The following is a 26,546-nucleotide window of genomic DNA, read 5'->3' on the forward strand; positions in this document are numbered from 1 at the left end:
GCGCAAACGAATCAGCGGAGCCTGCGCCAACGAAGCATATGATGCAGCGCTGGATGCGAGCTTCAGTGTGGATCGTCCGGGACGAGCGTCGCTTTGCGATGTGACGCATCGGCTCCGCCGAGGCGGTCATGGTGGTGGCCGAGCAGTTGATAGATCGTGCGGAGATCCTGCAGCACCTCGACGTGTTGCTGACGGAACGCGTTGAGCTGAATCTCGTAGATCCCGATTCGCCGTTCAGCGTGGAGAAGCCGCTGCTGCAGCTTCTTGAGCACCTCCAAGGTCAGCTTCTCGTCGACGTCCGACATGGATTCTCTCCCACCCTGTTCGCAAGATGCCCCCCATCGTTTCCCGCGCATCATCGGCCATTTTTTCCGGCCTGTTATCGCCGCCCCCCAGCGCGCATTGAACCGTACATGCGAGCTCTCAAGGAGACTCGCAATGCGGCAGAGACGCGGCAGGGCCGCCTATCGCAACCTCAACTTGCGATCATCGTAAACGTGCCGGGCAGCCCCCCGCGCTCAACGACACCGCACGCATGCTTGCCGGCGTTCTCGCTCATGCTCTCAAGGGAACTCCGGCCGTCATGGCACGGTTCCGCGATCACCGTCGCGTCATGTGCAGCGGGAGTTAACGGACGTTATTGACGGATGGAGCATGCAGCCGCGGTGCGATCACGCCGTGATCACGCCATCGCGCTTGATCGGCTGCGGACGGCCGTCGTCATCGATCGAGACGTAGGTGAAGTTGCCGTCGGTGACCAGGATCGGCTGCTCCTCCTTGCGGCGGAGCACCCAGGCTTCGAGACGCACGGTCATCGAGGTACGGCCGATGCGCACCAGATGCGCATAGACCGACACGAGATCGCCGACATAGACGGCCTTGCGGAAGTTCATCGCCTCGATCGCGACCGTCACGGTGCGCGACTTCGCCACCTTGGCCGCGAACACGCCGCCGCCGACGTCCATCTGGCTCAGCAGCCAGCCACCGAAGATGTCGCCATTGGCGTTGGTGTCGGCCGGCATCGCAAGCGTACGGATGCAGAGATCGCCACGCGGCTCGGTCGGCGCAGCAGGGGCGGCAGATTCGGTCACGTCGGTCGGTCTCCAGTTAGCGACACTCGGCGAGAAGCGATCAGTCCGGCCTGATCATCTCGAACATGTCTTCCGGCTTGATCTCGAAATAATCGCCGCGGCGGCCGGCGCGCACGATCGGACGCGCCAGCGCGGTCTGGTAGACGCCGTCCTTGATCAGCGACTTGTCGATGTGCACGGCGACGACCTCGCCGAGCGTCAGCCAGGCCTGGGTCTTCTGGCCGTCAGCGCCCTGCAGCTGGACGATCTGCGTGACCTTGCACTCGAACGCCACGGGGCTTTCGCCGACCCGCGGCACGTTGACGTGCTTGCACGGCACCGGCGTGACGCCGGCAAGCTTGAACTCGTCGACGTCGCGAGCGACATGCGCGGCGGTCGCATTCATCTGCGTGGCGAGATCGCGCGTCACCAGATTCCAGACGAACTCGCCGGTGTCCTGGATGTTGGCGGCCGAGTCCTTCCAATGCGTCGAGGAGAAGCCGATGATCGGGGGCGTGTAGTTGAACGCGTTGAAGAAGCTGTACGGTGCGAGATTGACGTGGCCGTCCGGATCGCGCGACGAGATCCAGCCGATCGGCCGCGGCGCGATGATGGCATTGAAGGGATCGTGCTTGAGGCCGTGGCCGTTCTTGGGCTCGTAGAAGTGCAAGTCTCGCTCGGTCACGCCAAAGTCCCTTCCGTCATTGCTCGCAATGACGGAGAACTTATCTCGCAGCGCCGCGGGAACCAAGCCCCGCCAGAACGAAATCGATCATCTCGTCCACCGTCGGCCCGGGCTTGGTCGCGCATTGCGCGATCATCTGCGGATGGAAGAAGCGCATCATCGCCGTGGTTGCACATTTCGTCGCCAGCACGATGTCGCCGACGGCGAATTCGCCGGAGGCGGCGCCCTGCCCGATCACGCGGCCGATGATCTCGGTGACCAGCATCATGTGCGCCTCGCAGACCTCCCAGCTCTCCTCCATCGCGATGGCGACCATCTCGTGCAGCTTGTTGTCGCCGACATAGCGCTCGGTGTTCATGCGATGGATGGTGCCGAGCAGCTCACGCAGCCGCGGCACGGCGGGGCCGCCGCGCTCGGCGATCGCGATCGCCGCCACCTCGACCTGGCCCATCAGGGTGCGGGCGACGCCCTGATGGATCGCCTTCTTCGAGTCGAAGAAGCGATACACATTCGCCGGGCTCATGCGGAGCTCCTTGGCGATGTCGGCGACGGTCGTCTTCTGGTAACCGATCTGTCGAAACAGGCGCTCGGCAACAACCAGGATGCGTTCGCTCGTATCGGGTTCGATGTGTTCGGAAACCAGCGTCATCATGCCTGCGATCTGTTGATCCCCTACTCGGCCGCCTCGGCCAACGGCGGCGCGGGAGCCGGCCCGTCAACGTGCTGCGCTGCGGAATGATCCTGCACGGCAGCCCCGCGCTCATCGAGGCTCTTGCGGAACCATAGAGCGTACAATCCAGGCAAGTACAGCAGCGTCAGGAAGGTTGCAACGAACAAACCGCCCATGATGGTGATCGCCATCGGGCCCCAGAACGCCGAGCGCGACAGCGGGATCATGGCGAGGATCGCGGCAAGCGCGGTCAGCACCACCGGGCGGGCGCGGCGCACCGTCGCCTCGATGATGGCCTCGCGGCGCGTGAGCCCGGAGGTGACATCGTGCTCGATCTGGTCGACCAGGATGACGGCGTTGCGCATGATCATGCCGGCCAGCGCGATCAGTCCGAGCAGCGCCACGAAGCCGAACGGCGCGTTGGCGACGTTGAGGCCGAGCGAGGCGCCGACGATGCCGAGCGGCGCGGTGAGGAACACCAGCAGCAGCCGCGAGAAGCTCTGGAGCTGGATCATCAGCAGGGTCAGCATCACGATGACCATCAGCGGAAACAGCACGAAGATCGAGGCGTTGCCCTTTGCGGACTCCTCAAACGCGCCGCCAGCCTCGATCCGGTAGGCCGGCTCGAGTCGGTTGCGGATGTCCTGCAACTTCGGCGAGATCTGGCTGGTGACATCAGGCGCCTGCACACCGTCCGCCACGTCGGCGCGCACCGTGATCGCCATGTCGCGGTTGCGCCGCCACAGGATCGGCTCCTCGTGCGAATACTCGATCTTGGCGATCTGCTGCAACGGCACCGCCACGCCGTTCTTAGAGGTGATGGTGAGGTCGCCGACATGGGCGAGATCCAGCCGTTCGGACGGCACCGCACGCGCGACAACGCCGACCTTCTCGATGCCGTCGCGGATGGTCGTGACCTGCACGCCGGAGATCAGCATCGCCAGCGACTGGGACACGTCCTGCGGGGTCAGGCCGAGCGCGCGGGCCCGATCCTGGTCGACGACCAGCTTGAGGTAGGGCGACTGCTCGTTCCAATCGAGCTGCGGATCCCTGACGTTCGGGTTCTGGCGCATGACGTCGCGCACCTGGTAGGCGATCTCTCGCACCTTGGCCGCATCGGGGCCGATGACGCGGAACTGGACGGGGAAGCCGACCGGCGGTCCGAAATTGAAGCGATCGACGCGGACGCGCGCTTCGTTCAGTTCGCCATTCGCAGCCGCGGTCTCGATCTTGGTCTTGATACGCTCCCGCGCGGCGACGTCCTTGGCGACGATCACGATCTCTGCGAAGGCCTCGTTCGGCAGTTGCGGGTTGAGGCCGAGCCAGAACCGCGGCGAGCCCTGCCCGACATAGGCGGTGTAGGTCTCGATGTCCTTGTCGTCCTTGAGCAGCTTCTCGGCCGATTTCGCGGCCTTCTCGGTGACGCCGAACGCGGTGCCTTCCGGCAGGCGGAGTTGCAGGAACAGCTCGGGCCGCTCCGACAGCGGGAAGAACTGCTGCTGGACGTGACCGAAGGCGACGATCGAGGCCGCGAAGACGCCGACCGTCGCGGCGACGGTGGTGATGCGGTGATCGACGCACCAGCGGATCACGCGGCGCAGGCCGCGATACATGCGCGTGTCATAGATCGCGTGCTCATCGTGACCGTGATGGAGCTTCATGTCCGGCAGCAGCTTGACGCCGATATAGGGCGTGAAGATCACGGCGACGAACCACGACGCCACAAGCGCGATCGCGACGATCCAGAAGATGCTGCCGGCGTATTCGCCGACGGCGGAATTGGCGAAGCCGATCGGCAGGAAGCCGGCGGCCGTGACCAAGGTTCCGGTCAGCATCGGGAATGCGGTGGATTCCCAGGCAAACGACGCCGCGCGCATCCGGTCCCAGCCCTGCTCCATCTTCACCACCATCATCTCGACCGCGATGATGGCGTCGTCGACCAGCAGTCCGAGCGCGATGATGAGAGCCCCCAGCGAGATTCGGTGCAGGTTCAGCCCCATGATGTTCATGACGATGAAGACGAGCCCGAGCACCAGCGGCACCGACAGCGCGACCACGATGCCGGTGCGCCAGCCCAGCGCCAGGAACGACACGAACAGCACGATCACCAGCGCCTCGACGAACGAGTGCACGAACTCGCTCACGGCGTGCTCGACCACCTTGGGCTGATCGGCGATCTGCTCGATCTCGATGCCCTGCGGCACGGCCTTCATGAAGTCGTCAGCGGCGGCGTGCACCTGCTTGCCGAGCTCCAGGATATTGGCCTCCTTGGCCGTGACGACGCCGATGCCGAGCGCGGGCCTGCCCTCCTGCCGCACCTTGAAGCTCGGCGGATCGACGAAGCCATGGGTGACGGTGGCGATATCGCCGAGCCGGAACACACGTCCGTTGCTTTCGACCGGCGTTTCCGCGACCGCCTTGGCGCCGTCGAGCGCACCGGTGACGCGCAGCGGCACGCGCTGCGACGAGGTCTCGACCGTGCCGGCCGGCGTGACGTTGTTCTGCTTGGCGAGCGAGTCGAACAGCGCCTGCGGCGTGATGCCGAGCGTGGCGAGCTTGGCATGGCTGAACTCGACATAGATGCGCTCGTCCTGGGTGCCGTAGAGATTGACCTTGGTGACACCGGCGACCTTCAAGAGGCGCTGGCGCAGGCCTTCGGCGGCCTTCTTCAGCTGCGCATAGTCGGCGCCGTCGCCGGTCATCATGAACAGGATGGAATCGACGTCGGAGAACTCGTCATTGACGAACGGACCGACGATGCCCGACGGCAGCGATGACTGCACGTCGTCGAGCTTCTTGCGGATCAGATAGAACAGATGCGGCACCTCGGCCGGCGGCGTCGAATCCCGGAAGGTCACCTGCATCGCGGTGAAGGCCGGCTTGGAGTAGGTCTGCACCTTCTCGAAGTAGGGCAGCTCCTGCAGCTTCTTCTCGATGGGGTCGGCGACCTGGCTCTGCATCTCCGCAGCCGTCGCGCCCGGCCACATCACCGAGACGTTGACAACCTTGACTGTGAAGAAAGGGTCCTCGGCGCGGCCTAGCTTCTGATAGGAAAAGAAGCCGGCGACGCCGAGCGCAATGATGAGGAACAGCACCAGCGGCGGATGACTGACCGCCCAGGCCGACAGATTGAACCGCTTCATGCCACGCTCCCCGATGAGGATTCAGTCTTTGCAAGCTTCAGTGGCCTCATCCTTCGAGACGGCGCTTCGCGCCTCCGTGAGGATGAGGGTTTGGCTCCTCATGGTGAGGAGCGCGGCTACGGCCGCGCGTCTCGAACCATGAGGCCATCACGCCGTCAGAACGTCAGCGCCGAGACCACGCGCACCTTTTGCGCGGGGTCGATCTTCTGCACGCCGAGCGCCACGACCTTCTCGCCCTCGTCGACGCCCGAGGTGATCAGCACGTCCTTGCTGTCATACGCCTTCACCTGCACCGGCTTCAGCGTCACCTCGCCCTTGTCGTTCACCACGTAGAGCGACGGATCGCGGCCTTCGCTGAACAGCGCCGACAGCGGCAGCCGCGCGACGCGCGTCGTGGCGGGATCGGCAAGCGTCAGGGTCGCGGTCATGCCGAGCGAGACTGCATCGCCGGCGTCCGGCAGCGAGAACTTGGCGAGATAAGTGCGCGTCGCCGGATCGGCGGCGGGCGCGATCTCGCGCAGCTTCGCTGCATATTTCTTGTTTGCTTCCGACCACAGCGTGACGTAGGCGCTGCCGGTCTTGGCGCGTTCGAGCAAGGTCTCCGGGATCGCGACCACCGCCTCCTTCTCGGCGAAGCGGGCGACACGGATCGCCGCCTGACCGGCGGCCACCACCACGCCCGGCTCGATCAAGGTGGCCGTGACGACGCCGCGCGCATCGGCGACCAAGGTCGCGTAGGACAGCGAATTGCGGGTCAGCTCGACCGAGCGCTCGGCCCGATTGAGCCGCGCGCGGGCTTCATCGGCGGAGGCCTTGGCCTGGTCCATCTGCGCATCCGTGGTCCAGCCCTTGGCGCGCAACTCCTTGGCGCGGATCTCGGCAGCGGAGGCCTGCGCCAGCACGCCGGTGGCGGCGCGGAATTCGGCCTCGGCCTGCTCGGCCTGCAGCTTCAGATCGACCTCATCGAGGGTGGCGAGCGGCTGGCCGACCTCGACGGTTTGGCCGACCTCGACCAGGCGCTTGGCGACCTTGCCGGCCACGCGAAAACCGATGTCGGCCTCGATCCGCGGCCGGATGGTGCCGACGAAGCTGCGCTCGGGGGTCTCGGCCTCGTAATGGACGGACGCGACCAGAACTGGCCGGATCGGCTCGGCCTTCTGGGCGACGGTTTCGTTGCAGCCAGCCAGAGCGGCGGCCATGGTGGCCAGCGCAATGCCGGTCAACAGCTTGGAATAACTCGCGAAAATCAGGCGGATCAACATCGGACACCCTTTGCTGCGACTGCGATGGAGTGTCGACTGTTGAGTGACGACTGTCAATAATCGTCAGTGATCATGACTTCGTGACTGTTAAGACAAGTTGCCGCAGGTGCTCAGGAGACGGGCAGTCTTGATCGGCACGGCGCCTCATCGCCCCGCCATCCGCGCGAGCGACCGCTCCCGGACTGCCGGGGGACTGCCGGGAGGGTGCAACTGCTCAGCTAACGATCGCGGGGTCGCCGCGGATCGCTCGCGTCACCACGCGTAACGCACGGTGCCCTTGCCCATGTAGGAGCGCGAGACATCGGAGAACTCGCCATCGAAGGTGAGCGCGGTGGACCAGCCGTTGAGCCAGCCCATCTCGGCCGAGGCCGTGACAAGGCCTGCGTCCTTCGCCGCGGCCGCGCCGTTGACGACGAAGCTCGCACCGGGCAGCGCCTGGAACGTCGCGGCCGCGGTGCGGCTCGGATTGAAGTCGTGGGCCCAGGCGGCGCGCCCGCGCAGGGTCAGCACGCCGTCGGCCAGCGCAAACGACTTGTCGCTGCGCAGGCCGAGCTCGCTGCGCGTATCGGTGACGCTCTGACGCGTGTAGTTCAGCGCGAAGGTGCCGCTGCCCGATAGCACCTGCTCGGCATAAGCGGGCAGATCGATCCGTGTGAGCTGTGCAGCCGCATAGGGCGTGATGCCAAAGCCGAGCCACGGCGCGGCAAAGCGATAGCCTCCCTCAAGCCGGCCCGACCAGGTGTTGGTGTTGAACCGCGCGCGCAGCCGGTCCACGCCGGAGACGGTGACGATGCGATCGCTGGTGACGTCCTGCCAGCCATAGGCGAGCGCTGCCGACAGATATGCCGGACCGATCGCGTGACGCACGAAGGCGCCAGCCTGGAACAGATCGGAGCGACCGCTGCCGAGCGCGCCGACATTGAAAGTCGTGCCGCCGCCCGCCAGCGCAAAGCCGGCGATCGTGTCCGGCCCGATCAGATAGTCGAGTCCAACCGCCGTGCCGTAGATGCGGCTCGAGCTGTTGCTCGATCCGGCCGTGGCGCTGCCATCGGTCGATTGTCCGCCGCCGAAGCCGGAGGCCCACACTGCCCAGCGCTGCGCAAAGCTCGCCGGCCGCGCCTTGTCGAGCGAGGCCATCGCATCGCGCGCATCGCCCTTGCGCGAGGGCGCGTCCGCAGCATAGCCGAGCGCGCCGCCGCCAGGCGCTCCGCCGCGGCCTGCCGCGGTCGGGTCCATCAGCATGCCGGCGAACTGCCCCATCGCATCGACGGAGGTCGATTGCGGGCTCGTGCCCTGCTCGCCGGACAATTGCGTCAGGCCGGCCGCCGTCAGGCCGCCGAAGGCGCGCGGAATACGTCCTTCTTTGTTGAAGTAGTTGACGATCGTGTTGCCGACACCCTGCTGGTTGGCGTTGAAGCCTGAGCCTGACGGCGGCACGAAGGCCAGCGCGAGATCGATAAAAGCGTGGGTGGCGTCGTAGCTGAGCGAGGTCGCGAAGGTTGCAGGCAGGCTCGTCGTCACCACATCGCGTGCGAACGTGCCGGAGACGCCGCCTGCGGCCGTCACGATCGTATAGCGCTTCTCGATGTAGGTGCCGGCCGCAAACGACGCCGCGACGGTGGCGCCGCCGAGCGTGGCCGTGCCGGTCACGGTCGTCGTCGACGACGTGGTCGGATCGATCTGCACCAGATACTGCGCGCCCGACTGGAAGGCGAGATTGCCGGCCACAATCATCGATGAGCCGACGCTGCCGCTGCCCGGCGTGAACGTGCCGCCCGATGCGACCAGGAGATTGCCGACCGTGCCGGCGCCGGTCAGCGCGCCGCCGGCGCCGACGATCGTCAGACCCGATGCTGCGATGGAGCCGTCGACCTGCAGGACGCCGCCATCGATGGTCGTCGCGCCGGTGTAGCTGCTCACGCCCGACAGCACGACCAGGCCATTGCCGCTCTTGAAGACATTCCCGGTGCCGCCGAGTGCCGCGCTGACCACGCCGCTCTGCAGCGCGAACGTTCCGGCCGAAGCGAGCGTGCCGTTCGCGATCGTGCCGCCTGCGAAACTCACCCCGCCATTCTGCGTCTGCGTGGTGCCGCCGAGATCGAGCACGCCGCCCCACATCGTCAGCGCGCCGCCGGCGTCACCGAGCGTGCCGCTGCCGCTGATCTGCAACGTTCCGTCCGCAATGGTCGTGCCGCCGGTGTAGCTGTTGGCGCCCGACAGGGTCACCGCGCCGCTGCCGCTCTTGCTGAGACCGGCAGGTCCCGCCAACACCGCGCTCACCGTGCCGCTCTGCAGGTCGAAGACTGCGTTCGACGACAGCGTGCCATTGGCGATCGTGCCGCCGGTCAGGGTGACGCCGCCGTTCTGGGTTTGCGTCGTGCCGCCGAGATCGAGCGTGCCGCCGGACACCGTCAGCGCGTTGCTGGTGGCGCCGAGCGTGCCGGCGCCGGACAGTTGCAGCACGCCGTCGAGAACGCTGGTGCCACCCGTGTAGCTGTTGGCCCCTGCCAGCGTCAGCGTGTCGCGCAGGGTCTTCCGCACGCCGCCGGATCCGGTGAGCGCCGCGCCGACGCCGCCCGCCATCAGGGCAAAGGTCCTGCTCGAGGACAGCGTGCCGTTGACGATGTATCCGCCCGACAGGGTCACGCCGCCATCCTGCGTCTGCGTCGTGCCGCCGAGATTGAGCTCGCCGCCGTTAACCGTCAGCGCGTTGCTCGCGGCACCGAGCGTGCCGGCGCCGGAGAGTTGCAGCAGACCGCCGAGAACAGTGGTGCCGCCGCTATAGCTGTTGGCGCCCGACAAGGTCGTCGTGCCGCCGCTCTTGATCAAATTGCCGGTCCCGGCGAGCGCCGCGCTGATCGTGCCGCCCTGCAGGTCGAACGTCCCGGATGATGACAAGCTGCCGTTCGCGATGGTGCCGTTGGTGACGCGCACGCCGCCGTTCTGCGTCTGCGTCGTGCCGCCGAGATCGAGCATGCCGTTCGACACGGTGAGCGCGTTGCTGGTGGCGCCGAGCGTGCCGGCACCGGAGATCTGCAGCACACCGTTGAGCACGCTGGTGCCGCCGGTGTAGCTGTTGGCCCCGGCGAGCGTCATGAAACCGCTGCCGGTCGCTCGCACGCCGCCGGCTCCGGTGAGCGCTACGCCGAAACTGCCGCCGATCAGGGTGAAGGTCCTGCTCGAGGACAGCGTGCCGTTGACGATGTATCCGCCCGACAGGGTCACGCCGCCATCCTGCGTCTGCGTCGTGCCGCCAAGATTGAGCTCGCCGCCGGCCACCGTCAGCGCATTGCTCGCGGCACCGAGCGTGCCGGCACCGGAGAGTTGCAGCAGACCGCCGAGAACGGTGGTGCCGCCGCTATAGCTGTTGGCACCCGACAAGGTCGTCGTGCCGCCGCTCTTGATCAAATTGCCGGTCCCGGCCAGCGCCGCGCTGATCGTGCCGCCCTGCAGGTCGAACGTCCCGGACGATGACAAGCTGCCGTTCGCGATGGTGCCGTTCGTGACGCGCACGCCGCCATTCTGCACCTGCGTGGTGCCGCCGAGATCGATCGTGCCGCCTTCGATGGTCAGCGAGCCGCCGGCGGCGCCGAGCACGGCCCCGGTGGCGAGTTGCAGCGTTCCGCTCGACACGAGCCACTTCACCGCCGTGCTGTTGGTGCCGCTCACGGTCCAGGTGCTGGAGCCGGACTTCCCCAGCGTGCCGAAGCCCCGATACTGCGTCCCAAGGCTCGAGAGATCGAAGCTCGCATTGGTCGCGCCGCTCAGGCTCACCGAGTCGAGCGTGCTGGCGGCGACCACGTTGCCGATGATGGTACTGCCCGCCAGCAGTTCGATGCTGTTGCGGCCGCCGGTGAAGGTGATGGCGTTGGCGCGCGTCGTGCCGTCGCCCGACAGCCCGCCTGAGATCGTGCCGCTGGTGAACACCACAATATCGGAGCCGATAATGCCGGCGCCGCCCGCGCCGGCGCTGCCACCGCCGCCGCTGCCCGACGCCCCGCCATTGCCGCCGCTGATCGTGCCGGTGTTGAAGATGGTCAGACCACCGGCCGCCGCGATACCGGCCCCGCCCGCGCCGCCATTCCCTGCGCGTTCGCCATTGTCTCGGGTCTGAACGGCGCCGCCCGCGCCGCCATTGCCGCCGCTGATGGTGCCGCTGTTGGTCAGACCGTTGGAGCCGCCGGTGAAGGACACGCCGACGCCGCCGCTGCCGGCATCACCGCCGCCGGCCCCGCCGCCACCGCCATTGCCGCCTTTGCCGCCACTGCCGCCGGTGACCGCGCCGCTGCTGCTGACGACCACGCCGATGCCGTTCACGGCCGTGCCATAGCCGCCGGCGCCGCCGCCGCCACCGCCGCCGATCCAGCCGTTGCCGTTGGCGCCGGGAGGGCCGTTGCCGCCATTGCCGCCATTACCGCCGGCCACGCTGGAGAGCGCGCCTGCCGTCGTGACGACGGCGCCATGCGCGCCGCCGCCACCGCCACCGCCGGCCATGGCCCCGGTGGTCGAATCGCTGCCATTGCCGCCGTTGGCGCCCGGCGTCGCGCCGCCTGCCCCGCCAGCGGGGTTGGCTGTGCCGAGGTCAAATCCGACGCCGCCTGCGCCACCGGTGGCACCCGCGCCACCACCCCCGCCGCCGCTCGCAAAGCCATTGTCGCTCACGCCGGCGCTGCCGGTGCCGCCCGCTGCCGTCGCGCTGTCGGCGCCCCCGGCCGCACCCGTGGTCAGGCCGACGCCCGTGCCACCATCGGCGAGCGCCGGCACGACGAAGGCGAGCGAGAGAACCAGTCCGGTCGTTCCGAGAAAACCCTGCACGGCCCGGCGAGGCCGCCGCACAATCACAGCACGCATCAATCGTCTCACAGCAATCATTGATGAGACGGAGCGACGATCTCGCCCGCGTCCCGATCCGCTGCGGACGGGGTAACAATGCGTGCCGAACGCGACAACGAACGGCCCGGTCGAGGACCGGGCCGTTCGTCTCAATCACTTGATGGGTAATCTCAGGGACGTGTGATCATCAGCCGATTGCGACCGATGCGCCACAGTCCGGCCGTCATTCCGCCGGCGCCTGGCCGGCGAACTCCACCTTGCTCTCATGGCCGCCAAAGAACACCAGCAGCCCCGCGATCAACGGCAGCGCCGACAGCGCGAGCAGGCCATGCGTGGTCGAGCCGGTCGTGTCCTTGATCCAGCCAACCAGGTAGGGACCGCCGAAGCCGGCGAGATTGCCGATCGAGTTGATCAGCGCGATCGCGCCGGCGGCGGCCGTGCCCGACAGCCACGCCGTCGGCAATGTCCAGAACACGCCGAACACGCAGAACACGCCGATCGCCGCGAAGGTCAGCGCGACCATGGTCCACGTGGGATCGCCGATCTGGCTCGATGCGGCGAGCGCCACAGCGATCAGGATCATCGGCGCGCCGACATGCACGACCCGCTCCCGCGTCGCATCGGAATGCCGCGCCCACAGGATCATGGCGACGGTGCCGAACGCATAGGGAATCGCGGTGACGAAGCCGGTCTGCGTGTTGGTCAGGCCGAACGCCTTGACGATCTGCGGCAGCCAGAACTGCATGCCATAGAGGGCTCCGACGAAGCCGAAATAGATCAGGCTGAGCACGATCACCTTCGGCGACGACAGCGCCTCGCCGAGCGTCATGTGTCCGGCCGCCTGCTTGGCCGCGGTCTCGGCCTCGAGCTTGGCGGCGAGCCAGGCCTTCTGCTCGGACGTGAGCCAATTCGCATGCTCCGGCCGGTCGGTCAGGTAGAACCAGGTGACGACACCGAGCAGCACCGATGGGATGCCCTCGATGATGAACAGCCACTGCCAGCCCTGCAATTCCATCAGCCCGTGCATGCCGAGCAGCAGGCCCGACACCGGCGCGCCGATCACGGTCGAGATCGGCACCGCGACAGCGAAGGCGGCGAGGAAGCGCGCGCGATACTGCGCCGGGTACCAATGGGTGAGATAGAGGATGATGCCGGGAAAGAAGCCGGCCTCGGCGACGCCGAGCAGGAAGCGCAGGATGTAGAAGCTCCAGGGGCCGGAGACCAGCGCCATCAGCGCGGAGATGATGCCCCAGGTCACCATGATCCGCGCGATCCAGCGGCTGGCCCCGAACCTCTCCAGCGCCAGATTGCTCGGCACCTCGAAGATGAAATAGCCAATGAAGAAGATGCCCGCGCCCCAGGCGAACACCAGCGGCGAGAATTTCAGCTCGGCGTTCATGGTCAGCGCGGCGAAGCCGAGATTGACGCGGTCGAGATAGGAGAAGAAATAAGCGAGCACGAGGAACGGAATCAGCCGCCAGGAAATGGCGCGGATGGTCGAATTTTCGATGTCGGAGCGGCCGGATGCGGCGGGGCTCAAGGCGGTTGGACGCGTGGCGGATGGGCTCATCGATCTCCTCCCCGGAGCATTGCCGAATTTGGTAGTTGATGGGCGGTGTTGAGCATCGGTGATGGCAAGTCAATCGGAAAAACGTGACATCCCACAGCCCATCGGCGCATCACGGGCGCGCGGCGCAGCTTGTCCGGGACGACATTGGAGAATGGCTTGTTGCTCATCACGACGGGACTGAGTCAGCGCCGCCGCGCCGCGATGGCACTGGTGACGGCGCTGGTCGTGATCGCGCTCGGGCTCGGCTTGCGCTTCTACGGCCTCGGCGTCGGCCTTCCCGCCTTCATCGTGAAGTATGGCGGTTCCATCCTCTGGGCGATGATGGTGTACATGCTGCTGGTCGCGCTGCTGCCGCTAAGGTCATGGCGGCAGATCGGCGGGCTCGCGCTCGCCGCAGCCGTGATCGTCGAGGCGAGCCGGCTGATCCACACGCCCTGGCTGGACAGTTTCCGCCTGACGCTCGCCGGCGCGCTGCTGCTCGGCCGCATCTTCTCGCCGTGGAACATCGTCGCCTATGCGATCGGCATTGTCATCGGCATCTGCATTGACCGCACGCTCTTTGCGGCAGCATCCACGCAAGCCACGGAGCGTCAGTCTCCCAGCTGAAACCGCTGGAACCGGTGCAGCTCGTCCTCGATGATCCGCTTCAGCGCCTTGCGATGGTCGCCGCGCGCCGCCTTGCCGTGACCCACCCAGCTCCATTTCTGCATCAGCAGCCTGCCATTCTGCCGGTCGGTCTTCAGGTCCAGCGCGGCGACGATCTCCTCGCCGACCAGCACCGGCAGCGCGAAATAGCCGAACAGCCGCTTGTCCTTCGGGACATAGGCCTCGAAGCGATGGTCGTAGTCGAAGATCGCCCGCGTCCGCTTGCGCTGGATGATCAAAGGATCGAACGGAGACAGGATGTGCACGCGCGCAGGATCGATCGCGATCGCCTCCTCCAGCGCCGCCGGCGTCGCCCAATGCTCCTGCTTGCCTGCGCCTTCCACGGCGACGGGCACGAGCTCACCCCGCCGGACGCGCTGATCAATCACGCGGCGCACGTCCGCCTTGCGCGGCGCATTGAGATGGCAGAGCGAATCCAGGCTCACGACGCCCTGCGAGCGCAGGCCGCGGTCGAGCAGATAGGTTGCGATCTCGCGCTCGGTGGCGCCCTTCGGCAGCCTCTCCCAGCCGAAATGCCGCGTCGTGAGATCGTAGGTCTTGAGCATGCCGTCGCGGCCGGCGACCGTCAGCAGCCCCTCATAGAAGCCGAGCTGCAGCGCGCGCTTGGACGGCTTGCGGCTCGCCCAGGCGTGGTCCTTCTCGCGCAGCTCGTCATCGTCGATGTCACGGATCGTGAGCGCGCCGCCTTGGCGGATCAGCCGCATCACCTTGCGGCTGTCCTCGGGCTTGACGGTCTGCAGCCAACGGTGGCCCTCGCGGCGATAGCGGCGCATCGCCGGCACGAAATAGCGGAAGTCCTGCACGGGAACGTAGGATAGCGCATGCGTCCAATATTCGAAGACCGTCTTGTCCGCGCTCTGCGCCTGCCTGAGATCGGATCGGCGATAATCCGGGATGCGGCTGAACAGGATATGGTGGTGACAGCGCTCGATCACGTTGATGGTGTCGATCTGCACATAGCCGAGATGGACGACGGCCGCCGCGACGGCCGCGGGGCCGGCGCCGAACGGCGCCTCCTCATCGAGGCGCTGGGCGCGCAGCCAGAGCCGTCGCGCGGCGGTCTTGGTCAATGGAACGGGAACGGCGGGCATGACCGCGCGATCGTGCGAAATTCGGCCAGTCTCCCGCAACGGCAATTCGTGCGACGAGATCCCGGCGCGGAACTTAAGGCTTCGCCTTCTCAGGGACGCTGCCGGTGGCGATCTCGGACTTGCAGTTCGCCCGGCCGGGATCCGGCGCACGGCACTTGTAGACGCGGCCGGTCAGGCGGTCGATCAGCCACGCCGTGTCCTCCGACGGACTTTCCAGACCGACATAGCGATTGCCCACGGCGCCGATCAACGTCGACAGCAGGATGGACGCCGCGATGATCCCCGCCCCGATCAGGGTCGACATGGAACCGGTGGAGCCCGATGAATCCTGACCACCGGTCCGGTGAGATGGGTAGTCGCGCCTGGGTGATGAGTTGAACAATGCTGTACTTTTCTGTTGCCGTTTCTTGACTTCAATCGCTTGTTGCCCGCCTCGCTTCCCCTGCTTTGCGATTTTTTTCCAGCCAGGGATATCCGGTAGACCCGCATCTGGCCGATTTGTTGTTCGCAGACCGGCCAGGCGCCGAACGCTTTGCGTCGCGCGTGCAGCAGGTCGAACCTCCCGCCGGTGGCGCGGAGCCGCGGCGTGAGTGAGCCCGATCACATTCCAGGGCTTTGAACCGGTTCTATCGTCGCCGCATCCAATGGCCACGAGCCATGACCAGCCGAGGACGACGACGATGACCCCATATTTTGAACGTTTTGCAGTCCGGGCGGCGGCGTTGTCCGCCGTGCTGATGATCGGCGCAGGCACGGCTTTCGCCGGCGAGGCCGTGACCGCCGACCAGATCCTCAACGCGCTGAAGCCGAAATCGGTCACGCGCGGCATCACGGTGGGCCCGCAGACAGCCTCGCCCGTCGATGCCGCGGCGCAAGCCAAGCAGGCCGCCTTGCTCGACAGCGTGCGCAACCGCAAGACCCGCTCGCTGTCGCTCGGCGAGCGCGAGCAGATCGCGGAGTTGGCCGCGACCAAGCCGAAGATCGATCTCGAGATCCAGTTCGACTACAACTCGGCCGACATCAGCAAGAGCTCGCTGCCGGCGGTGCAGGAGCTCGGCAAGGCGCTGTCGGATCCGAACCTGAAGGGCTCCACCTTCGTGGTCGCCGGCCACACCGACGGCATCGGCGGAGACAGCTTCAACCAGGATCTGTCCGAGCGCCGCGCCGACACCATCAAGCGCTATCTGGTGGAGAAGTACGGCCTCGCCGGCCAGGACCTCGTCACCGTCGGCTACGGCAAGACCAAGCTGAAGGATGCCGCCAACCCGGCCGATCCGCTCAACCGGCGCGTCCAGGTCGTCAACATGGAGAGCAAGACCGCGGCCGCGAAGTAGACGTCACGGCGCATCCAGCACCTCGCGGATCTTGCTGCTGAGCATGGTCCGGCTGAGCGGCTTCTGCAGCAGCGCAACGCCCGGATCCAGCCGTCCCTGATGGACGATGGCGTTGCGCGAATAGCCGGTCATGAACAGCACCTTGAGCGTCGGGCGGGTCACCCGCAGATCATCCGCCAGCTGCCGCCCGTTCATGCCGGGCATGACGATGTCGGTGAGCAGCAAGTCCACGTCCAGCGGCTCGCGCGCGAGCAGCGCCAGCGCGGCAGGCCCATCCGGCGCCTCATGCACGACATAGCCGAGCTCGGCCAGGGTCTCGGCGATATAGCTGCGGACCTCCGGCTCGTCCTCGACGACCAGCACCGTCTCGCTGCCGCGGCTGCCGACCACGGCGGCCCGGCTCTCCGGCGCATCGGGCGCGGAGGCATGCGCGCGCGGCAGATAGATCTTCACCGTCGTCCCCTCGCCGACCTCGCTGTAGATGTTGACGTGGCCGCCGGACTGCTTGACGAAGCCATAGACTTGGCTGAGGCCAAGGCCGGTGCCCTGCCCCGGTTCCTTGGTGGTGAAGAACGGATCGAACGCCTTCTCCCTGATATCGCGGGGCATGCCGACGCCGGTGTCGGTGATCGCGATCAGGACGTACTGGCCGACCCGGACGTCGGCGTGCTGCCGCGCATACCCCTCGTCGATGAAGCTGTTCGAGGTCTCGATCGTCAGCTTGCCCTGGCCCTGCATCGCGTCCTTGGCATTGACGACGAGGTTGAGGATCGCGGCCTCCATCTGGCTCGGATCGACCTCGACCTGCCAGAGCCCAGCAGCCTCGACGACCTCGACGCTGATCGTCTCGCCCAGGGTTCTGCGGAAGAAGTCCGACATGCCGGCGAGCAGCTTGTTGACGTTGGTCAGCCGCGGATCGAGCGGCTGGCGGCGCGCGAAGGCGAGCAGCCGCTGCGTCAGGGTCGCGGCGCGCTGCGCGCCGTTGGCGGCATGGGAAATGGCTCGCGACAGGCGGTCACGCGCGGCCTCGCCCTGCGCGCGCAGGCTGCGCTCGGCGATCTCGAGATTGCCGCTGATGATGGTCAGCAGATTGTTGAAGTCATGCGCCACGCCGCCGGTGAGCTGGCCGACCGCCTCCATCTTCTGGGCGTGGCGCAGCATGTCCTCGGCCTCGCGCCGTTGCCGGCTCTCGACCACGAGCGCCGCCTCCGCTGCGCGCAATTGCGCCGGCGACGGGATCGCCAGGATCTTCGGCAGCAGCGGCCACAGGATGCCGGCAGTGAGGATCGACGCCACCGCGGTCATCGCCTTGACCAGCCCCTCGATGCCGTAGATCGGAACCCATAGCGTGACGATCGACAGCACATGAGTGACGCCGCAGGCCATGATGAACAGCGCGAACGCCCAGAACAGGAAGCCGAAATCCACGTCGCGCCGCTTCGAGACGAACAGCGTGAGCACCACGGGGATCGAGAAATAGGCCGCGGCGATCACGGCGTCGGACGCGACATGGAGCCAGATCAGCTCGGGCTCCCACAACAGGCAGATGCCGTGCGGCGACAAGGCTGACGAATCGAGCAGCCGCTGAAACCATCCCAACATCGAATAGCGCCCCTCCCCCAACGCTTCTTGCGAAGCGCAAGCGAAACTGGCGGTGAGCGGCCGACTCGTCAAGCAACAGACGGTTGGAACCCGGATGGAACTTGCTGGAGCTCAGATCCAGCTCTGGAACAGCATCAGCCGGGTGAAGGTGCTCATCGTCGTGCCAATGAACGCCGAGCTGATCGGCAGCATGGCGAGGAAGCCTAGCGCCGCAACCGCGACATACGCCCACATCACCTGGGCCGGCCAGCGCAGCAGCGCATGCACCAGCGCAAGGCTCAGAAGCGTTGCCGACGGCAGGTAGTAATACAGGAAGCTCAGCGTGCGCGGCAGCATCGCCCAGGGCAGATAGCAGCCGAGATAGAACGCGAGGATCAGGAACGCGGATGCGCTGCGCGTCGCGACGAAATCCCTGACGCAGAGGACGAGCGCGATCAGCGCCGGCCACAGCACCAGGGGATTGCCGAGCAGCACGATCGCGGCGATGTCGTTGTCGCTGGTCTTGTCGAACAGAAACCAGACCGGGCGGACCAGGAACGGCCAGGTCGGCCACGCGCTCATGTAAGTGTGGCCGGCGATCGCCGTGGTAATGCTGTCGGCGAAGAGATGCGGCGCTGCGCTTCGAAGATCGCCGTGACCGACAGCCCGTGCAGGGGAATGAAGGTGACGAGATAGGCCAGCATCGGGATCAGGCCGAGGCAAAGCCCGATATGCAGCCAGCCGAGACCCGGCCATTGCTCAGGTTGATACCAATCTGTCGGCTCGGCCTCGCCGAACGACGTCTGCCAATGCTGCAGCAGCTTGACGATGCCGACGATGATGAGCGCCGTCAGCAACGGAAACAGCCCGCTCCATTTGCAGGCGATGGCCAGGCCGAACAACGCACCGGCCAGCGCGAAGAGCAATTGCGGCCGCCGCTGCCGGTAGGCGAACAGGAACGCCGCGATGCCGAGCAGGCTGAAGGCGAGCGCGCCGATGTCGAGCATCGCGGTGCGCGCCTGCACGAACAGCATCTGGTTGAAGAAGGCGAGCAGCGCGGCCGCGATCGCAGGTCCCTGCGCCGCAAACAGCGCGAGGCCGCACAGATAGATCGCGGCAATGGCGAGCCCGCCGAGCACCGTGCCAGGATAGCGCCAGGCGAACGGATTGTCGCCGAACGTCCTGATCGACAGCGCGATCAGCTCCTTGGCGAGCGGCGGATGCATCGGGTTGAGCTGCGGGCTCGCCGGCGCCAGCCCGATCATCTGCCGCGCCGCCGGCACGTAGTGCACCTCGTCGAAGACGAATTTCGGCGGCGACGCCAGCCCGATCATCAGCAGCACATGCGCAATCGCGAAGACCAGCAGCGTCGTCAGCACGCAACGGCGCACCGACAGGGCGCCATCCTGCACGGCATCGCCCGCATCTTCGTCGTCGTCCTCGCGCGCCGCAGATCGCTTCATGGCCATGTGCTGGAACGGATCTGATGATGCGCCCACTAACCATCGTCGGCGCATCGAGGCAAGCTCGTGCCCATTTTATAAGAAGCGGAGGCAATCTTCGATGTGGATATGAGGCTCGCCGCCGGGCAGCTGTTGACGGCACCCTCGACCCGCAGCCGGTCGACACGACCATCCATGGCGGCGTCGGCCTGCGCATCCACTGCAAGGCCAAGCCCGCTCAAGAAATCATGAGGGACCTGCGCCGGCGTCGCCTTGACCGGCTGGTGTCCACGCCCTTATTGAATGATGATCGTCATTTCAATCGACGAGATCGCCGGGGCGCGCGGAGGCACGATGGACGTTTCGACCGATTCGATCAGCGCCGCGCCCGCGGCTCCGCCTGCCCCGCCGCCCGACCCGTCCCGCGCCAAGGCCGCGGCCACGCGTGCGGCGCTGCTGTCCGGCCCGATCCTGCCGACCCTGGTCCGGCTGGCGCTGCCGACCATGTCGGTGCTGGTGGCGCAGACCGCGGTCAACGTCGCCGAGGCCTATTATGTCGGCCTGCTCGGCACCGATGCGCTGGCCGGCGCCGCGCTGGTGTTTCCGATCTTCATGCTGATGACGATGATGTCGAATGGCGGCATCGGCAGCGGCGTCTCCTCGGCGGTCGCGCGCGCCATCGGCGCGGGCCGCAGCGCCGATGCCGATGCGGTCGCCTTCCATGCCATCGTGCTCGCGGTGATCGCAGGCTCCCTGTTCACGCTGGCGACCGCCCTGTTCGGCCCGGCGCTATACCACGCGCTCGGCGGCCGCGGCGGCGCGCTGGAGGCCGGCTTGCGCTACTCCAACTATCTGTTCGCCGGCGCGATTCCCGTCTGGATCGTCAATCTCCAGGCGGCAGCGCTGCGCGGCGCGGGCAATGTGCGGGTGCCGGCGCTGGTCACGCTGATCGGCGCGGTGCTGATGATCCCGGCCTCGCCGCTCCTCATCTTCGGCCTCGGGCCGCTGCCGGGCCTCGGCATCGCCGGCGCCGGCATCGCCTTCGGCCTGTATTATTGCGGCGCCATGCTGGTGCTCGTCCGCTATATGGCCTCGGGCCGCTCCACCTTGCATGTCCGCGTCGCGCCGCTGCAGCTCAGGCTGTTCGCCGACATCCTCAAGGTCGGCCTGCCGACCGCGCTGAACGCCGTCCTGGTCAATCTCACCGTGATCCTGGTGACCGCGCTGGCCGGTCGCTTCGGCACCTCGGAGCTCGCCGCCTACGGCATCGCCTCGCGGCTCGACTACATCATGATCCCGATCCTGTTCGGTCTGTGCACCGCGACACTGACGATGGTCGGCATCAATATCGGCGCCGGCCAGGGCGCGCGCGCCCGCCGCATCGCCTGGATCAGCGCATCGAGCGGCGCCCTGCTGGTCGGGACCATCGGCATGATGGTGGCGCTGCATCCGCCGCTCTGGCTCACGCTGTTCAGCGCGGATGCCGACGTGCTGCGCGACGGCGCGATCTATCTGCGCATGGTCGCCCCGGCCTATGCCGCGCTCGGCTTCGGCTTCGTGCTGGCCTTCGCCGGCCAGGGCGCCGGCCACGTGCTCTGGCCGTTCATCGGCTCGATCCTGCGCATCCTGATCGCGGCGGGCGGCGGCTATGTCGCGATCGTGATGCTCGGCGGCGGCATGAGCTCGCTGGCCGCGATGGTTGCACTGTCGTTGGTTGTGTACGCGCTGGTGTGCAGCCTGGTCCTGCCGGCGAGCCGGATCTGGCGCGCGCCACCGCGGTGAGACCGCACGCGAATTCCGCAATCTCACAACTAATAATCGCCCCGGCGACACCGCCGAATAAAAGCAATTTTCCGCGCTACTACCTGCGGGCGGTGCGAACGACCGGCTCTCGGCGATCCCGGGAATAGACTAATAACCTTGCACGGCCCGGTCCATCGATCCCGGTTCCTTTATGGAACCGGATTCAGATCGCAGTAATGTCTCGCCGTCACTTCCTGGTGCGGAGCCAGCACACATTCAGGAAGCGCCGCACATGACCGCATCGATCTCGCCCGCAGCTCTTCGCAGACTCTCCTTCCGCTTCTGGCGCGCCAGCGGCGGCCAGATCAGCATGATCTTCGCCATCGCCATCATCCCGATCATCATCTCGATCGGCGCCGCCGTCGATTTCGGCAAGTCCGGCGATACCAAGACCAAGTTGCAGAAGGCCGTCGATGCCGCCGTGCTCGCCGGCGTGGTCCAGCCCAGCGCGCAGCAGGTCGCGACGGCGAACGCGGTGTTCATGGGCGATTTCTCCGACCGCTTCGGCACATCGACCTCGGCCACCTTCACGGCGAACCAGGATGGCACGCTCACCGGCACCGCAACGGCGACGGTGAAGACCTCCTTCCTCAACGTGATGGGCACCTCGTCGCTCGGCGTCACCGCCTCAGCCACCGCCAAGGCCGGCGCCCAGGGCAAGACGCCGGTCTGCATTCTGCTCGTCAGCACGCTGAACTCGCAATCGCTGCTGGTCAATTCCGGCGCCCAGCTCAATGCGCCCGCTTGCGAGGTCCACGTGCTGTCGACGCAAAGCCCGGCGGCGATGTTCAACGCGACGCTGAATGCCAAGCGCATCTGCGTCAAGGGCACCACCGTCACCAAGAACGGCGGCGTCACCCCGCCGGTCGAGACCGGCTGCGCGGCGATCAGCGATCCGTTCGCCGGCAAGCTGCCCGCGGTGACGGTGGGGTCGTGCACGACCAACAACAAGGTCTACGATCCCGGCTCGGTCACGCTGAGCCCGGGCGTCTATTGCGGCTCGACCAATTTCAACGGCTCGGGCACGCTGACGCTCAATCCGGGCCTCTACATCATCAAGGGGACGATGACCTTCAACTCGGGTTGGACGGTCACCGGCAACGGCGTCACCTTCTATCTCGTCGACCAGAATGCCACCTTGACCTTCAACGGCAACGTCAACGCCACGCTGTCCGCGCCGACCACCGGCACCTACGCCAACATCCTGATGTACGAGCCGGGCGGCCTGTCGGCAACGAACCTGCCGATCAACGGCAGCAGCAGCTCGTCCTACACCGGCCTGATGTATCTGCCGAGCCGCAACGTCACCATCAACTCGGTCTCGACCATGAGCAGCAACAGCGTGACGATGGTGTTCAACACGCTGATCCTGAACCAGACCAACTGGAGCATCGCACCCGGCGCAATGGGAATGTCGGTGTCGAACGGCCCCGCCGGCACGGCGTATCTGGCGAAGTAGTTGACGCGCGAGACGTGCAGGCGATAGCCGTCCTATGCAATAAGACCGGAGCTATCACCGCAGCGGCGCTGCACTCCCTCTCCCCGTCCTTCACGGGGAGAGGGCTGGGGTGAGGGGCAGCGGAACGGGTGGTGTGAGTCCAGCATGCCCTCATGCCGAGACGCTGTAGCACCTTGAAGACGCACTCCTGATCAGTAGAGACGAGCTTAGTAGTTGGGTCTGCCCGTGCGGCTGCCCCTCACCCCGACCCTCTCCCCGTGAAGAACGGGGAGAGGGAGTGCAGCATCGCTTGTGGCCAGAGTGACGCACGTTCGCCGCATTGATCCGGCGCTTCGCGTCTTACCGGCGCGGTCATGGTCACGCAAAGAGCCCCGCCTCACGCATGGTCACCTAATCTCTGCCCCCCGCAGAAAGCGCCCTCTCCCCATCCGCCCCCACCCTCACGCCTTCGTCACCCCTCCCTCCCCTTGACACCCCCAGCCATTTCAGTTGATGTTACGTTATAACATCACAAACGAGGCCGCATGGCTGTCCGCCGGCACCGTCCCCTCCCGTTGAAGAGGCTGTTCGATCTCGATGCGCAAACTCCCCGTCACGGTCTTGTCCGGCTTCCTCGGGGCTGGGAAGACCACTTTGCTCAACCACATCCTGAACAACCGCCAGAACCTGAAGGTGGCGGTGATCGTGAACGACATGAGCGAGGTGAACATCGATGCGGATCTGGTCCGCGATGGCGGTGCCAATCTTTCGCGGACGGATGAGCAGCTGGTCGAGATGACCAATGGCTGCATCTGCTGCACCTTGCGCGACGATCTCCTGAAAGAGGTCCGCGCGCTCGCCGAGAGCGGCCGCTTCGATTATCTGGTGATCGAATCCACCGGGATCTCCGAGCCGCTGCCGGTCGCCGCGACCTTCGACTTCCGTGACGAGCGCGGCGCGAGCCTGTCGGACGTCGCCCGGCTCGACACGATGGTGACCGTGGTCGACGCAGTGAACCTGCTCAAGGACTACGGCTCGTCCGACTTCCTCGCGCAGCGCGGCGAGGCGCTGGAAGGCGATACGCGTGCGCTGGTCGATCTCCTGGTCGAGCAGATCGAGTTCGCCGACGTGATCGTGCTGAACAAGATCGACGACGCCAGCGCCGAGCAGCGCGATGTCGCGCGCAAGATCATCCGCTCGCTCAATCCCGATGCCGATGTGATCGAGGCGAGCCACAGCCGCGTGCCGCTCGAACGCGTGCTGGCGACCGGCCGCTTCGACTTCGCGCGCGCCCAGCAGCACCCGCTCTGGTACAACGAGCTCTACGGCTTCGCCGACCATGCGCCGGAGACCGAGACCTATGGCGTGACCAGCTTCGTCTATCGCGCGCGGCGGCCGTTCATTCCTGCGCGGTTCGATCAGTTTCTGCGCGAGCCGTGGCCGGGCGTGATCCGCGCCAAGGGGCATTTCTGGCTGGCGACGCGGCCGCAATGGCTGGGCGAGATCAGCCAGGCCGGCGCCATCGTGCGCACCAGCGCGCTCGGCTTCTGGTGGGCCTCCGTGCCGCAGAAGCTATGGCCGGAGGATCCGTCCTGGCGCGCGCGCCTGCTGCAGCGCTGGGACGAGGTCTATGGCGACCGTCGCCAGGAGATCGTGTTCATCGGCAGCAACATGGACGAAGGCGGCTTGAGCGCGCGGCTCGATGCCTGCCTGCTGCCGGGCAAGCCGGCGATGGATGTCGCCGCCTGGGCGCGGCTGTCGGATCCGTTTCCGGTGTGGCGGCGCGCCAACGAGGCGGCCTGATCAGCAACGATCGAGCCGCTCCTGCGAGATCAGCAACAGCGAGACACGCGCGGCAGTCGCCCCTGATCCGCGCGTGAGGAAGCGGTACAGCCGCTCCCGATCTGGCGGGGCCATCGCGAGATGGCTCCGCCATTTTCGTCGAGCATGATCCGGAAAAGGGCGTAGCGATTTTCCGAAGAGGACATGCGCAAACAACAACCTGACGCGCGATGACGATTCATCTCGATCTCATCGCGCTTCAATCGTCAGGATTTGGTCTCGGCGGGATCGCGGTGCACCGGGTCGACCCACAGCACGGTCTCCGGCTTCTCCACCGGCTCGATGTCGATGTTGATCGCCACCGCCTCGCCGTCGCTGCGCACCAGCACGCATTCCAGCACCTCGTCGGGGCTGGCATTGATCTCCTGGTGCGGCACATAAGGCGGCACGAAGATGAAGTCGCCGGGGCCGGCCTCGGCGGTGAACTGCAGCTGCTCGCCCCAGCGCATCCGCGCTCTTCCCTTCACCACGTAGATCACGCTTTCGAGATGGCCGTGATGATGCGCGCCGGTCTTGGCGTCCGGCTTGATCGTGACGGTGCCCGCCCACAGCTTCTGCGCGCCGACGCGCGCGAAATTGATCGCGGCCTTGCGGTCCATGCCCGGCGTCGACGGCACGTTGCCGTCGAGCTGATTGCCCGGGATGACGCGGACGCCGTCGTGCTTCCAGCGCTCGTCGCCGTGGTCGTGATCGTGAGAATGGCCGTGCGCGTGGTCGTGAGATCCTGACATTTTTCTTCTTCTCGGATTCGTGATGTTCGATAGGAACCGAAGCATCCTAGTCGAAATGCCGCAGCCGCGCCATTCCGGTTCCCTCAGAACCTTTTCGCAGCGCCCGCGTTGATCCCGCGCAGTTCACAGACACAAGGAGAGAGACAATGGGTTCGACCATGGACAAGATCAAAGGCGCGACCAACGAGGCCGTCGGCAAGGCCAAGCAGGGCATCGGCGAAGCCACGGGTAACGACCGCTTGCAGGGCGAAGGCGCCGTGCAGGAAGTGAAGGGCAAGGGCCAGCAGGCGCTCGGCGATGCCAAGCAGGCCACCAAGGACGCGGTGAACACCGCCGCCGGCGCTGCGAACAAGAACCTCTGAGCGAGGTGAGCGCGGCGCGGTGTTGATGCAGCGTCGCTGACCGCGGAAGATTGAGATCACAAAGCCGGCTCCTCACGGGGCCGGCTTTGTCTGTTTATTAGTTGTGATCCGTAGGGTGGGCAAAGGCGCCGAGCTGGTTCAATCAAAGCGCAGCTGCCACCCGCCGTGCCCACCATTCCGACCACCGCTGCCGATCGACGGTGGGCACGCACCCGCCCTACGGGCGCGTGTTTTGCCCACCCTACATGAACAGCCTACCGCTGCCCGATACAGCGCCCTCTCCCCTTGTGGGAGAGGGCATGTACGGCCTATCCCAGCATGCGGTTGGGTGAGGGGTTTCTGTCCGCGCATGGTGCTCGCGGCGAGAGACCCCTCACCCAACCGAGCTTGCCGATCCGTCCTACATGCCCTCTCCCACAAGGGGAGAGGGCGCAGTGATGAACACCGCGGCGATGTCCGATGCTCCGCGTGAGTTAGCGACCAGAGACCCCCTACTTCACACCCAGCAATTCCACGTCAAACATCAGCGTCGCATTCGGCGGGATCACGCCGCCGGCGCCGCGGGCTCCGTAGCCGAGCTCGGGCGGAATGATCAGCGTGCGCTTGCCGCCGACCTTCATGGTGGCGACGCCCTCGTCCCAGCCGGCGATGACGCGCTTCATGCCGATCGGGAATTCGAACGGCTCGTTGCGGTCGACCGAGGAGTCGAATTTCTTGCCCTTCTGGCCGTTCTCATACAGCCAGCCGGTGTAGTGCATCACGCAGGTCTGGCCGCGGGCGGGCGTCGCGCCGGTGCCTTCCTTGGTGTCGATGATCTGCAGTCCGGAGGGTGTGGTCATGGTCTTTCCTGTCGGTTGGGAACTGGTCTGCGCCGAGGCTCGCTGAGAGCCCAGCCAGGCGCCGGCCGCGGCAGACACCGCCGCCATCAGCGCAACTCGTCTCGTCATCGGACGCCGCATCTGTCCAGACTGCCTCTGCTTGGGTTACGGGAGCCGGGGTTTAGCGCAAGGCGCCGCGGCTGAC

General features: G+C 66.4%; 19 protein-coding genes and 1 pseudogene. 6 read left to right on the forward strand and 14 right to left on the reverse strand.

The window, feature by feature from the left end; genetic code table 11:
• Positions 1-62 precede the first annotated feature (62 nt).
• From ACVILH_RS33340 to ACVILH_RS33375, 8 genes are all read right to left on the reverse strand, one after another.
• Positions 63-305 (reverse strand): hypothetical protein, encoded by a 243-nt coding sequence (locus ACVILH_RS33340; RefSeq protein ID WP_456716683.1) that lies wholly within the window; start codon positions 303-305, stop codon positions 63-65.
• Positions 306-671: 366 nt separating this feature from the next.
• A complete protein-coding gene (locus tag ACVILH_RS33345; RefSeq protein WP_456716684.1) occupies positions 672-1,091 on the reverse strand; it encodes an acyl-CoA thioesterase in 420 nt (139 codons plus the stop codon).
• Positions 1,092-1,131: 40 nt separating this feature from the next.
• Complete coding sequence (locus ACVILH_RS33350) at positions 1,132-1,755, reverse strand: flavin reductase family protein (RefSeq protein ID WP_456716685.1); 624 nt, start codon at positions 1,753-1,755, stop codon at positions 1,132-1,134.
• A 40-nt stretch (positions 1,756-1,795) separates the two neighbouring features.
• Entirely contained in the window at positions 1,796-2,404 is a 609-nt protein-coding gene (locus tag ACVILH_RS33355; protein ID WP_456717154.1) for a TetR/AcrR family transcriptional regulator, read from the reverse strand.
• A gap of 23 nt (positions 2,405-2,427) precedes the next feature.
• Positions 2,428-5,568: an efflux RND transporter permease subunit gene (locus tag ACVILH_RS33360; RefSeq protein ID WP_456716686.1), complete on the reverse strand. Its 3,141-nt coding sequence runs from the start codon at positions 5,566-5,568 to the stop codon at positions 2,428-2,430.
• Between the two features lie 155 nt (positions 5,569-5,723).
• Positions 5,724-6,830 carry an efflux RND transporter periplasmic adaptor subunit gene (locus ACVILH_RS33365; RefSeq protein WP_456716687.1) on the reverse strand — a complete coding sequence of 369 codons (1,107 nt, stop codon included), beginning with the start codon at positions 6,828-6,830 and terminating at the stop codon, positions 5,724-5,726.
• Between the two features lie 252 nt (positions 6,831-7,082).
• Positions 7,083-11,681, reverse strand: coding sequence for an autotransporter domain-containing protein (locus ACVILH_RS33370; RefSeq protein ID WP_456716688.1), 4,599 nt, complete (start codon positions 11,679-11,681; stop codon positions 7,083-7,085).
• A gap of 205 nt (positions 11,682-11,886) precedes the next feature.
• The gene (locus ACVILH_RS33375; RefSeq protein ID WP_456716689.1) at positions 11,887-13,233 is read right to left on the reverse strand and encodes an MFS transporter; all 1,347 of its coding nucleotides are present in this window, start codon (positions 13,231-13,233) and stop codon (positions 11,887-11,889) included.
• Between the two features lie 201 nt (positions 13,234-13,434).
• On the opposite strand from ACVILH_RS33375, the gene ACVILH_RS33380 reads away from it, so the two are divergent.
• Positions 13,435-13,839 (forward strand): ribosomal maturation YjgA family protein, encoded by a 405-nt coding sequence (locus ACVILH_RS33380; protein ID WP_456717155.1) that lies wholly within the window; start codon positions 13,435-13,437, stop codon positions 13,837-13,839.
• On the opposite strand, the gene ACVILH_RS33385 is transcribed toward ACVILH_RS33380, so the two are convergent.
• Both ACVILH_RS33385 and ACVILH_RS33390 read right to left on the reverse strand, forming a co-directional pair.
• Complete coding sequence (locus ACVILH_RS33385; RefSeq protein ID WP_456716690.1) at positions 13,824-14,990, reverse strand: winged helix-turn-helix domain-containing protein; 1,167 nt, start codon at positions 14,988-14,990, stop codon at positions 13,824-13,826. The two genes, ACVILH_RS33380 and ACVILH_RS33385, sit on opposite strands and share 16 nt — an antisense overlap.
• A 73-nt stretch (positions 14,991-15,063) precedes the next feature.
• Positions 15,064-15,294 (reverse strand): hypothetical protein, encoded by a 231-nt coding sequence (locus tag ACVILH_RS33390; protein WP_456716691.1) that lies wholly within the window; start codon positions 15,292-15,294, stop codon positions 15,064-15,066.
• Between the two features lie 376 nt (positions 15,295-15,670).
• Here ACVILH_RS33390 and ACVILH_RS33395 point away from each other — a divergent pair, with 376 nt between their 5' ends.
• Entirely contained in the window at positions 15,671-16,324 is a 654-nt protein-coding gene (locus ACVILH_RS33395) for an OmpA family protein (RefSeq protein ID WP_456716692.1), read from the forward strand.
• 3 nt (positions 16,325-16,327) lie between these two features.
• Here ACVILH_RS33395 and ACVILH_RS33400 read toward each other — a convergent pair whose 3' ends face one another.
• Together ACVILH_RS33400 and ACVILH_RS33405 are read right to left on the reverse strand one after the other, a co-directional pair.
• Complete coding sequence (locus ACVILH_RS33400) at positions 16,328-17,926, reverse strand: response regulator (protein ID WP_456716693.1); 1,599 nt, start codon at positions 17,924-17,926, stop codon at positions 16,328-16,330.
• Between the two features lie 111 nt (positions 17,927-18,037).
• Positions 18,038-19,374, reverse strand: a pseudogene (locus ACVILH_RS33405) (phospholipid carrier-dependent glycosyltransferase).
• Positions 19,375-19,701: 327 nt separating this feature from the next.
• Between ACVILH_RS33405 and ACVILH_RS33410 the strand changes: the two are divergent.
• From ACVILH_RS33410 to zigA, 3 genes are all read left to right on the forward strand, one after another.
• Positions 19,702-21,129 carry an MATE family efflux transporter gene (locus ACVILH_RS33410; protein WP_456716694.1) on the forward strand — a complete coding sequence of 476 codons (1,428 nt, stop codon included), beginning with the start codon at positions 19,702-19,704 and terminating at the stop codon, positions 21,127-21,129.
• Positions 21,130-21,382: 253 nt separating this feature from the next.
• Positions 21,383-22,609 carry a pilus assembly protein TadG-related protein gene (locus ACVILH_RS33415; protein ID WP_456716695.1) on the forward strand — a complete coding sequence of 409 codons (1,227 nt, stop codon included), beginning with the start codon at positions 21,383-21,385 and terminating at the stop codon, positions 22,607-22,609.
• Between the two features lie 576 nt (positions 22,610-23,185).
• Positions 23,186-24,391, forward strand: a complete 1,206-nt coding sequence (gene zigA, locus ACVILH_RS33420) for a zinc metallochaperone GTPase ZigA (protein ID WP_456716696.1) — start codon at positions 23,186-23,188, stop codon at positions 24,389-24,391.
• Positions 24,392-24,636: 245 nt separating this feature from the next.
• On the opposite strand, the gene ACVILH_RS33425 is transcribed toward zigA, so the two are convergent.
• A complete protein-coding gene (locus ACVILH_RS33425) occupies positions 24,637-25,161 on the reverse strand; it encodes a cupin domain-containing protein (RefSeq protein WP_456716697.1) in 525 nt (174 codons plus the stop codon).
• A 146-nt stretch (positions 25,162-25,307) separates the two neighbouring features.
• Here ACVILH_RS33425 and ACVILH_RS33430 point away from each other — a divergent pair, with 146 nt between their 5' ends.
• Positions 25,308-25,523: a CsbD family protein gene (locus tag ACVILH_RS33430; RefSeq protein ID WP_006614896.1), complete on the forward strand. Its 216-nt coding sequence runs from the start codon at positions 25,308-25,310 to the stop codon at positions 25,521-25,523.
• Positions 25,524-26,014: 491 nt separating this feature from the next.
• Here the strand turns inward: ACVILH_RS33430 and ACVILH_RS33435 are convergent, their stop codons facing one another.
• Positions 26,015-26,482: an FKBP-type peptidyl-prolyl cis-trans isomerase gene (locus ACVILH_RS33435; RefSeq protein WP_456716698.1), complete on the reverse strand. Its 468-nt coding sequence runs from the start codon at positions 26,480-26,482 to the stop codon at positions 26,015-26,017.
• Positions 26,483-26,546 lie beyond the last annotated feature (64 nt).

It is taken from the genome of Bradyrhizobium sp. USDA 4353, from assembly GCF_054063215.1.

Bases quoted from the DNA above. Each gene is read 5' to 3' on its own strand.
- zigA (WP_456716696.1), top strand. From the start codon at position 23,186: ATGCGCAAACTCCCCGTCACGGTCTTGTCCGGCTTCCTCGGGGCTGGG.
- ACVILH_RS33365 (WP_456716687.1), bottom strand. From the start codon at position 6,830: ATGTTGATCCGCCTGATTTTCGCGAGTTATTCCAAGCTGTTGACCGGC.
- ACVILH_RS33400 (WP_456716693.1), bottom strand. From the start codon at position 17,926: ATGTTGGGATGGTTTCAGCGGCTGCTCGATTCGTCAGCCTTGTCGCCG.
- ACVILH_RS33425 (WP_456716697.1), bottom strand. From the start codon at position 25,161: ATGTCAGGATCTCACGACCACGCGCACGGCCATTCTCACGATCACGAC.
- ACVILH_RS33395 (WP_456716692.1), top strand. From the start codon at position 15,671: ATGACCCCATATTTTGAACGTTTTGCAGTCCGGGCGGCGGCGTTGTCC.
- ACVILH_RS33385 (WP_456716690.1), bottom strand. From the start codon at position 14,990: ATGCCCGCCGTTCCCGTTCCATTGACCAAGACCGCCGCGCGACGGCTC.
- ACVILH_RS33390 (WP_456716691.1), bottom strand. From the start codon at position 15,294: ATGTCGACCCTGATCGGGGCGGGGATCATCGCGGCGTCCATCCTGCTG.
- ACVILH_RS33360 (WP_456716686.1), bottom strand. From the start codon at position 5,568: ATGAAGCGGTTCAATCTGTCGGCCTGGGCGGTCAGTCATCCGCCGCTG.
- ACVILH_RS33410 (WP_456716694.1), top strand. From the start codon at position 19,702: ATGGACGTTTCGACCGATTCGATCAGCGCCGCGCCCGCGGCTCCGCCT.
- ACVILH_RS33380 (WP_456717155.1), top strand. From the start codon at position 13,435: ATGGCACTGGTGACGGCGCTGGTCGTGATCGCGCTCGGGCTCGGCTTG.
- ACVILH_RS33430 (WP_006614896.1), top strand. From the start codon at position 25,308: ATGGGTTCGACCATGGACAAGATCAAAGGCGCGACCAACGAGGCCGTC.
- ACVILH_RS33435 (WP_456716698.1), bottom strand. From the start codon at position 26,482: ATGCGGCGTCCGATGACGAGACGAGTTGCGCTGATGGCGGCGGTGTCT.
- ACVILH_RS33340 (WP_456716683.1), bottom strand. From the start codon at position 305: ATGTCGGACGTCGACGAGAAGCTGACCTTGGAGGTGCTCAAGAAGCTG.
- ACVILH_RS33355 (WP_456717154.1), bottom strand. From the start codon at position 2,404: ATGACGCTGGTTTCCGAACACATCGAACCCGATACGAGCGAACGCATC.
- ACVILH_RS33375 (WP_456716689.1), bottom strand. From the start codon at position 13,233: ATGAGCCCATCCGCCACGCGTCCAACCGCCTTGAGCCCCGCCGCATCC.
- ACVILH_RS33415 (WP_456716695.1), top strand. From the start codon at position 21,383: ATGACCGCATCGATCTCGCCCGCAGCTCTTCGCAGACTCTCCTTCCGC.
- ACVILH_RS33370 (WP_456716688.1), bottom strand. From the start codon at position 11,681: ATGCGTGCTGTGATTGTGCGGCGGCCTCGCCGGGCCGTGCAGGGTTTT.